The organism is Hyphomonas oceanitis SCH89, assembly GCF_000685295.1.
In the GTDB taxonomy this organism is placed as follows: domain Bacteria; phylum Pseudomonadota; class Alphaproteobacteria; order Caulobacterales; family Hyphomonadaceae; genus Hyphomonas; species Hyphomonas oceanitis.
Genome location: NZ_ARYL01000076.1, coordinates 1 through 4,600, shown reverse-complemented (window position 1 = coordinate 4,600; position 4,600 = coordinate 1). Strand labels below are relative to the sequence as shown.

The following is a 4,600-nucleotide window of genomic DNA, read 5'->3' as shown; positions in this document are numbered from 1 at the left end:
TCAAATATGATGTTCGGCTATATACCTATGCCGGGGAAACTCTGCTGCTGGCCGCACGCGTCTACCAGGGACAGACGACAAATTTCCGGACGAGTGGCGGCGGATTTGCGCCAGTCTATCAGTTCTGATCATTCGCGCGTCGGATCGCTTCTTTCTTGAACTGAGCGCTGTAACGCCGGTACGGCTTGCGTTTCGTCATCCGACACCTCCAAGGGAGACGAAACTCCCGTTGCTAAGTGTCCATCAATTATGGGCAAGATCACGCGCGTCCTTGCCAATCGGCGTGGTCAGCGCCTGTTCGAACAATTCCTTTGCCCTGTGTTCATTCCCGGCACCTGACAGGAGAAGTGTCTGGGCCAGCGTGGCGGAAAAGCATTCCCGATCCAGCCGCACGGCCGTCAGCGCTTTGCGCTGGGCCTCTTTCGTGTTGCCTTCCACGGCATCGAGCACGGCCAGTGAGCCGAACGATTCCGCAAATTTGTGGTCAATATCATGCGCCCGCTCAAACCGGGCCCGGCTGGCGTCTAAGTCGCCGGACACGAAATAGGCCCAGCCGGCAGCAATCCAGCTGCCGATATGATCGTCAAACAGGCTCGCCCCCTGATCGAGATCGGCAATGTCAGGAGGGGGATATGCCAGAGCAGGCGCCTGATAGGATTCATCGCATGCCGGGAGCATGAAGTTGCAGAGCAATCTGACCGCAACCATCAGCGCAGAAAATCGGGCGAATCACGAGAAAGTAAGATTCCGCCAATCTTGACAATGCACCATGCGCGGTACATATACCACGAAGAGGACAGGTCCGGTTGCCTGAGACAGACAAGAAAATTGAGGTCGTGTTCTACCAATCCGCAGCAGGCAGTGAGCCTGTGCGGGACTGGTTGAAGGAAGATGTCAGTGAGGATGAGCGCAAGATCATCGGAGCCGATATCAAGACTGTTGAATATAGTTGGCCCATCGGGATGCCGGTGTCCCGACCGATGGGGAGCGGCCTACATGAAGTGCGGTCCAATCTCCCCGGAAACCGCATGGCAAGGGTGCTGTTCTGTGTGGAGAACGGGCAAATGGTGTTGCTGCACGGGTTTATCAAAAAGACCCGGGCGACACAGAAAGCAGACTTGGATCTGGCTAAGACTCGCAAAAAGGAGATTGAATCATGAGTGCACAAAAGGGCAAGGCCGGTATCGGCTCCAGCTTCGATGACTTCCTGAAAGAGGAGGGCATTTATGAGGAAGCGCAGGAGGTCGCACTTCTCCGTGTATTCGCCTGGAAAATCCGCGAGGCCATGAAAGCCAAGGCGATCAGCAAGGTCGAAATGGCCAAGCGCATGAACACCAGTCGCAGCCAGCTTGACCGGATCCTTGACCCTCAGAATGACCATGTTGAATTGGCGACGCTGATGCGCGCGGCTGATGCTGTTGGTCACAAGCTGAGCCTCGATCTGGTCGCCTGAAGGGGGCATTGTCAGGGCAAACGCCTTGAGACGCGGGGCAGGGGCGCTTAGCCTCAATTCATGTCGAAAAACTCGTTCCGGTACTTCAAGACGTCGCCCGCAATCATGCAGCTCGCCGTGCTGATGCAGGCCTTGTCAAGGGAACCAATTCGGATCGTCTCTCCTGGCCCCGTCGCCCTAATTTCAGGCGAACAATGCTTTGGCAGCTACAGCGCGGAAACGAGCAGCAGGAAACAATCGGCTACGACACATTAGCAATGTCGTTTCTTTTGACAATGCCATCGCGTCTGCAAGAAAATAGTCTGCCCCATTGAAGTGGTCCGGTTTTTCGGAAGCAGGTCGCAATTTCGACGCACCCACACTTCGTGATACGAACGCATTGAGGAGTCTCAAGATGATCTTTGTACGCCAACTTGTCCTTGCAATACTGGTTTCATTTGGACTGTCGCTCTTCTTCTGGCTGGGGCTTGGCGTGTTCAGCCTGCCCGGTTTCCTTGTGGTAAGCAGCGTGTGCGCTCTGGTCGGCGCGTCGGGCGGTTACGTCGCACACGGTAATTACTGGGTTACGGCAGGCGCAACCGCCATCATTAGGGTAATTGCATATTTGACGGCCACAGGTGGCTTCACAGGAGCAAACTGAGGGAACTCAACTATTGTCGCTGCTGAGCAGACGACTCACGGACCGATTTGACGGCCGCTTGCAGCGTTGCCCGATCAACTGCTCCTGGGATAAGATACGGGCCGATCAAAATGCCAGGTGTGCCGTTCAAGCCGAGCAAAGCCGCTTGCAGGCTATTCTTCGCAAGTAGCGCGTTTATCTCTGGTTCATGTGCTTCCACATCTGACTGAAGTCTAAACCAGTCCACGCCTGCTTTGACAGCTACATTTTGGATTTTGTCCGGCGTTAGTTTACCGGGAATCGACATAAGCGCTCTGTTCATTTCCTCATGCTTGCCCTGGAAGGTTGAAGCAATGGCAAGACGCGCCGCTTCCCTAGACCCTTCACCGAACAAGGGCCAGTCCCGGTAAACAACGCGCACGGCAGAATCACCGTCAACCAAACTCTGTATTTCCGGATGAATCTTTCGGCAGTATGGACATTGATAGTCGGAAAAGACAACAACAGTGACGTTGTAGGTATCCGCGTTGGCCATGGGGGCGAGTGTGTCATTCTCGATATCGGCACGAAGTTTGGCAAAATCCTCCTCTGACAGATTTCCGGCGATGCTTTGCGACGATTGCGCAAGCGCTGGGCCTGGCGCGCTGAACATGATCAGTGCAATGCCGAGCAGTGAAGCTCTGAGGGTCTGTCTGATCGTCATGGGGCCTCTATTCTCTTTACCAAACGCGGGCAGCAGTATTCATGGAAAGGCAACGCGGTAACGGCAGCCTTTCAATGAATATTAAGGCGGCGTCGCAAATTGTGGAATGACTTTCGCTCGAATACCGATCACGATTGTTTCAAAATCTGTGACTGAACAACTGGTGCGCCTACTGTCTGCCAGGAATTTATGGAGTCGAGATAAACGTCGACATCTTCAACTCCGTTCTTCAGCTGGCATTGTCAGCGGAAACTGAATTGGCATAAGGGGGAGCCAGTTGTTTCCTGCCGCTCGCTTTCACACTGTAGTTGCATTGTGCTAGTTCGCCTGAAATCAGGGTGCAGAAGCCGTAAAAGGCAGTTTGATTTCGTTCCTTTGACCATACCGCGATGACGTCGTGCCAATTCTCCGGTGCCATGTCGGTTATCGGTCCTACGTCGCCGATAATGCCGGCATTGTTGAATCCGACATCGAGTCCGCCGAATGCGCACTCCGCCAGGTCGACAAGGCGCTTTGCATACTCCGCGTCCTTCACGTTCCCAACAAGTGCGGTGGCCTCGCCGCCGGTCTCGTGAATTTCATCAGCAATCCTGCCCAAAAGCTCCCGCGGTGAGCACCAAGCACCATCTTCGCGCCTTCTCTGGCAAATAGGAGTGCGGCAGCTTTGCCAATGCCGCTGATGGCACCCGCGATGATTGCGACCTTGTCCTTCAATTGCATTCGATATCTCCTGACGATGCGTTCCGGTGGCCATGTAGCGATCAGCCCATTCGGTCATCCACTCGATTCCCACGCCTCATGATCTGGCGTCCAATTTTCCCTGTAGGAAGCTGGCCGGCTCGACGTGCGCGGCTGCGATGCGCGCACTGCAACGCGACCGACCAGCGCATCGAACCGTGATTAGCCAATGTCCACACATGATGCCACCCGAGCGAAAAAATCGCGGGTGTTTCAGGCCCGGGAAACCCGGCGCGTGAGGACGAACGCCGCCAAGGGCAGGATTGTCCATTGTAGGAGTGGGGCGAGGCCCGTTCCAAACGGCGGCACGAGCGGCATGATATCGCGATACGCCCAGCTGCCACGTACCGATACATTCTGCCATTCACTGAACACCGTATAGGCGACCCCGAACGCGGTTGTCGCCAGCGCCGTCGCCCAAAATCTTCGATGCGGCCATTCTCCTCGCCCGATCAGCGCATATACCAGTGCAAGCGAGGCGGCCGCGATCATGATGTCGCCGATTGTACAGTGGACTATGGCGAAGGTTTGCTCGCGAAACGAGCCCTCGAGCCAAATCTGATAGAGTGGAAACTGCGCGATTTCCCAGACGGTATTGAAACCGGCCATCAATAACATGTAAACGCCCGCTGTGCGCCATCGAGAGACCGGGGCTCGAAAATTCATTGCCATGGGGTCAGGCTATCGCAGATTGAGGACTGATCCCAGCGTGTTGAACGATCATACCGGTTCAGATGTATCCAGCAGCGCGCCAATTGCAGTTTGTCTTGATGAGCCCTAGACAAGTCTGACTCTTTTTTGAGGGCTAAGCGCAGGCCGGGCGTACCACGCAATACGCAATGATACCTAACGTTTGTGATATGAGGTGAATACATGTCCAAAGATCTCGACCAATTGCTCGCTCGGCTTAAATCAGGTCCCGTTGACAGGGATCTGCGCAATGTTGAGCCTCAGGTCTGGGACCGGATAGATGCCCGCCAGAAAGGCGTGTTCGCAGAGCTGCCCGCTTCTTTTCCTGCCGGCGGCGGTTTGATGGCCGCGCCCCTGATGAGCCGAATTGGCGCGATGACCCTCGCGGTCGCTATTG

Annotated in this window: 8 protein-coding genes; 4 read left to right on the top strand and 4 right to left on the bottom strand. The window is 55.2% G+C overall.

The features are described from left to right. Positions 1–243: 243 nt before the first annotated feature. A complete protein-coding gene (locus HOC_RS19955; RefSeq protein WP_035542083.1) occupies positions 244–678 on the bottom strand; it encodes a tetratricopeptide repeat protein in 435 nt (144 codons plus the stop codon). Positions 679–806: 128 nt separating this feature from the next. Between HOC_RS19955 and HOC_RS19950 the strand changes: the two genes are divergently transcribed. The 3 genes from HOC_RS19950 to HOC_RS19935 all read left to right on the top strand — a co-directional run bounded on the left by HOC_RS19950 (position 807) and on the right by HOC_RS19935 (position 2,093). Then, the gene (locus tag HOC_RS19950; protein ID WP_034742826.1) at positions 807–1,160 is read left to right on the top strand and encodes a type II toxin-antitoxin system RelE/ParE family toxin; all 354 of its coding nucleotides are present in this window, start codon (positions 807–809) and stop codon (positions 1,158–1,160) included. Next, the gene (locus HOC_RS19945; RefSeq protein ID WP_034742829.1) at positions 1,157–1,453 is read left to right on the top strand and encodes a helix-turn-helix domain-containing protein; all 297 of its coding nucleotides are present in this window, start codon (positions 1,157–1,159) and stop codon (positions 1,451–1,453) included. Before HOC_RS19950 ends, HOC_RS19945 begins: the two co-directional genes overlap by 4 nt. 394 nt (positions 1,454–1,847) lie before the next feature. Beyond that, entirely contained in the window at positions 1,848–2,093 is a 246-nt protein-coding gene (locus tag HOC_RS19935; protein ID WP_035542077.1) for a hypothetical protein, read from the top strand. A 10-nt stretch (positions 2,094–2,103) separates the two neighbouring features. Here the strand turns inward: HOC_RS19935 and HOC_RS19930 are convergent, their stop codons facing one another. From HOC_RS19930 to HOC_RS19920, 3 genes are all read right to left on the bottom strand, one after another. Further along, complete coding sequence (locus HOC_RS19930; protein WP_051625162.1) at positions 2,104–2,775, bottom strand: DsbA family protein; 672 nt, start codon at positions 2,773–2,775, stop codon at positions 2,104–2,106. Between the two features lie 229 nt (positions 2,776–3,004). Continuing rightward, complete coding sequence (locus tag HOC_RS22010; RefSeq protein ID WP_084146504.1) at positions 3,005–3,553, bottom strand: SDR family NAD(P)-dependent oxidoreductase; 549 nt, start codon at positions 3,551–3,553, stop codon at positions 3,005–3,007. Positions 3,554–3,726: 173 nt separating this feature from the next. After that, positions 3,727–4,122 (bottom strand): hypothetical protein, encoded by a 396-nt coding sequence (locus HOC_RS19920; protein WP_051625159.1) that lies wholly within the window; start codon positions 4,120–4,122, stop codon positions 3,727–3,729. A gap of 264 nt (positions 4,123–4,386) precedes the next feature. On the opposite strand from HOC_RS19920, the gene HOC_RS19915 reads away from it, so the two are divergent. Beyond that, positions 4,387–4,600: hypothetical protein (locus HOC_RS19915; RefSeq protein WP_035542074.1), on the top strand; the 214-nt coding region annotated here is incomplete at its 3' end.